The sequence below is a fragment of the Caminicella sporogenes DSM 14501 genome (assembly GCF_900142285.1).
GTDB classification, from domain to species: domain Bacteria; phylum Bacillota; class Clostridia; order Peptostreptococcales; family Caminicellaceae; genus Caminicella; species Caminicella sporogenes.
This window is the reverse complement of the sequence record NZ_FRAJ01000035.1, coordinates 1-3,509: the sequence shown is the minus strand read 5'-3', so window position 1 is coordinate 3,509 and position 3,509 is coordinate 1. Positions and strand designations below refer to the sequence as shown.

The following is a 3,509-nucleotide window of genomic DNA, read 5'->3' as shown; positions in this document are numbered from 1 at the left end:
CCAACAATTGCACTTTATAAAGATGGACAAAAAGTAGATGAAGTAACTAAAGAAGATGCTACAAAAGCAAATATTGAAGCAATGATTGAAAAGCACATAGGTTAGTTTATTAAGCTGTGCTAAGTTTCTTAGCACAGCCCTTAAAAATAAAGGGAGGTGAAGCTTGTGCGTTTAGAACTAGGTAAAATTAATATTACAGATGTTCAATTTGGAGAATCAACTAAAGTTGAAAAAGGAACACTGTATGTAAACAAGCAAGAACTTATTAACTTAATTATGGAAGATGAACACATTAAAAATGTTGAAGTGGAATTAGCTCGTCCAGGTGAAGAGGTGAGAATTACTCCAGTTAAGGATGTAATCGAACCAAGGGTAAAAGTAGAAGGTCCTGGCGGTATTTTTCCAGGTGTAATGAGTAAAGTTACTACAGTAGGTTCAGGACGTACTCATGTTTTAAAAGGTGCTGCAGTTGTTACTTGCGGTAGAATAGTTGGTTTTCAGGAAGGTATTATAGACATGACAGGTCCTGGTGCAGAGTATACTCCTTTTTCAAAACTAAATAATGTTTGTTTAGTAATTGAGCCTGTAGATGGTTTAAAACAGCACGAATATGAAGCGGCAGTTAGAATGGCAGGATTAAAAGCTGCTACATATTTAGGTAAAGCTGGAAAAGATGTAGAGCCAGATGAAATTGAAACTTATGAAACTAAACCACTGCTTGAACAAATAGCAGAATATCCAGAACTTCCAAAAGTAGGATATGTATACATGCTTCAAACTCAAGGGCTTCTTCATGACACATATGTTTATGGAGTAGATGCTAAAAAAATAGTTCCAACTATTCTTTATCCAACAGAAGTAATGGATGGAGCTATATTAAGTGGTAACTGTGTTTCAGCATGTGATAAGAATACAACTTATCATCATTTAAATAATCCTATTATTGAAGATTTATATAAGAGACATGGTAAAGATATAAATTTTGTTGGTGTTATAATAACTAATGAAAACGTATACCTAGCTGATAAAGAAAGGTCTTCAAATTGGACTGCAAAATTAGCTAAATATTTAGGTTTAGATGGAGTAATAATATCACAAGAAGGTTTTGGAAATCCAGATACAGATTTGATTATGAACTGTAAGAAAATAGAAGAAGAAGGTATTAAAACAGTTATAGTAACAGATGAATATGCAGGAAGAGATGGTGCTTCTCAATCATTGGCAGACGCTGATCCTAAAGCTGATGCAGTTGTAACAGGAGGTAATGCAAACGAAATTATTGTATTGCCACCAATGAAGAAAGTAATTGGTACATTAGATTATGTAGATAAAATAGCTGGAGGATTTGATGGAAGTTTAAGACCTGATGGAAGTATTGAAGCAGAAATTCAAGTAATTACTGGAGCTACAAATGAATTAGGTTTTAATAAGATGTCTGCAACTACTTACTAAAAATTTAGAAAAAAACAAGAAAGGATGGTAATAGTGAGTATTCTTGAGAATAAAAAAGTAATCATTATAGGCGATAGAGATGGAGTTCCAGGACCAGCTATCGAAGAATGTGTTAAAACTGTAGAAAGTGCTGAAGTAGTTTATTCAGCTACAGAATGTTTTGTCTGAACTGCTGCAGGAGCAATGGACTTAGAAAATCAAAGAAGGGTTAAAGAATTAGCAGAGAAGTACGGACCGGAAAACGTTGTCGTTATATTTGGTGCTGCAGAAGCTGAATCAGCAGGATTATCAGCTGAAACAGTTACAGCTGGAGACCCAACGTTTGCAGGACCATTAGCAGGAGTAGAACTAGGATTAGCTGTTTATCATGCAGTTGAACCAGAATTTAAAGAAGCTGTAGATGCAGATGTGTATGATGAACAAGTTGGTATGATGGAAATGGTTCTTAATGTTGATGAGATTATTGAAGAAATGTCTTCAATAAGAGAACAATATAGTAAATATTAATTAAAATATTATTTTTTAACCCTTAAGAAATATAAACCCTTCAAAATAAGTCCATTGAAAATAGTCTCGTTGAGACTTTGAAACTTATTAAGTAATAAAAGACAAAAAATTTAATAAAAGAGTTTAGTTAACATAGTAAGTACGTTATTGATTCCCGTTGTAAAAATATGAGAGGGGGGAAAGTATGAGCAAGATTAGAGTTGTTCATTATATAAATCAATTCTTTGCAGGTATAGGTGGAGAAGAAAAAGCTGATGTTCCACCTGAAGTAAGAGAAGGTGTAGTAGGTCCAGGTATGGCACTTAACAAAGCTTTTAAAGGAGAAGCTGAAATAGTTGCTACTGTTATTTGTGGCGACTCATATTTCAATGAAAATTTAGAGGAAGCAAAGCAAAAAGTGCTTGAAATGATAAAAGAATATAATCCTGATTTATTTATAGCAGGTCCAGCTTTCAATGCTGGTAGATATGGTACTGCATGTGGTACTATAGCTAAGTTTGTTAAAGATGAATTAAATATTCCAGTATTAACTGCTATGTATCCTGAAAATCCTGGAGTAGATATGTTTAAAAAAGATTTATACATCATTGAAACAGGTAATTCAGCTGCTGCAATGAGAAAAGCAGTTCCAGCTATGGCAAAACTTGCTCTAAAATTAGTTAAAGGAGAAGAAATAGGTTTGCCTTCTGAAGAAGGTTATATAGCAAGAGGGGTAAGAAAAAATATATTCCTTGATAAGAGAGGTTCTGAAAGAGCAGTTGAGATGCTTGTTAAAAAGCTTAAAGGAGAAAAGTTTGTTACAGAGTATCCAATGCCTAACTTTGACAATGTACCACCTAATCCAGCTGTAAAAGATATGTCAAAGGCAAAAGTTGCTTTAGTGACATCTGGTGGTATAGTTCCAAAGGGCAATCCTGATCATATAGAATCTTCAAGTGCATCTAAATATGGTAAATATGATATAGATGGAGTAATGGATTTAACTTCTGAAACATATGAAACTGCTCATGGTGGATATGACCCTGTTTATGCAAATGAAGATGCAGATAGGGTATTGCCAGTTGATGTTTTAAGAGATTTAGAGAAAGAAGGAGTTATTGGTAAGCTTCATAGATATTTCTATACTACTGTAGGTAATGGTACATCAGTAGCAAATGCTAAAAAGTATGCTTCAGAGTTTGCTAAAGAATTAGTTGCTGATGGAGTAGATGCAGTTATACTTACATCTACATGAGGTACTTGTACTCGTTGCGGTGCAACGATGGTTAAAGAGATTGAAAGAGCTGGAATACCAGTTGTTCATATATGTACAGTAGTTCCTATTTCTTTAACAGTTGGAGCTAATAGAATAGTACCTGCTGTTGCAATTCCACATCCATTAGGAAATCCAGCATTAGATCCAGCTGAAGAAAAGAAACTAAGAAGAAAGATTGTTGAAAAAGCTCTTAAGGCTCTTCAAACCGAAGTAGATGGTCAAAAAGTATTTGAAGATTAGAAATAAATGGGTGATGATTTCATCACCCATTTATTAACAAAAATCTTATAAAAAA

General features: G+C 33.9%; 3 protein-coding genes. All 3 read left to right on the top strand.

Annotated elements, in window-relative coordinates:
• The first annotated feature begins 165 nt into the window (after window positions 1–165).
• The 3 genes from BUA90_RS11975 (at window position 166) to grdB (ending at window position 3,454) form a co-directional block, all read left to right on the top strand.
• Window positions 166–1,452, top strand: a complete 1,287-nt coding sequence (locus tag BUA90_RS11975) for a glycine/sarcosine/betaine reductase component B subunit (protein ID WP_072968870.1) — start codon at window positions 166–168, stop codon at window positions 1,450–1,452.
• Between the two features lie 33 nt (window positions 1,453–1,485).
• Window positions 1,486–1,959, top strand: a complete 474-nt coding sequence (gene grdA / locus BUA90_RS11970; protein WP_094756888.1) for a glycine/sarcosine/betaine reductase complex selenoprotein A — start codon at window positions 1,486–1,488, stop codon at window positions 1,957–1,959.
• A gap of 184 nt (window positions 1,960–2,143) precedes the next feature.
• Window positions 2,144–3,454 (top strand): glycine reductase complex selenoprotein B, encoded by a 1,311-nt coding sequence (gene grdB / locus BUA90_RS11965; protein ID WP_094756887.1) that lies wholly within the window; start codon window positions 2,144–2,146, stop codon window positions 3,452–3,454.
• Window positions 3,455–3,509: the final 55 nt, after the last annotated feature.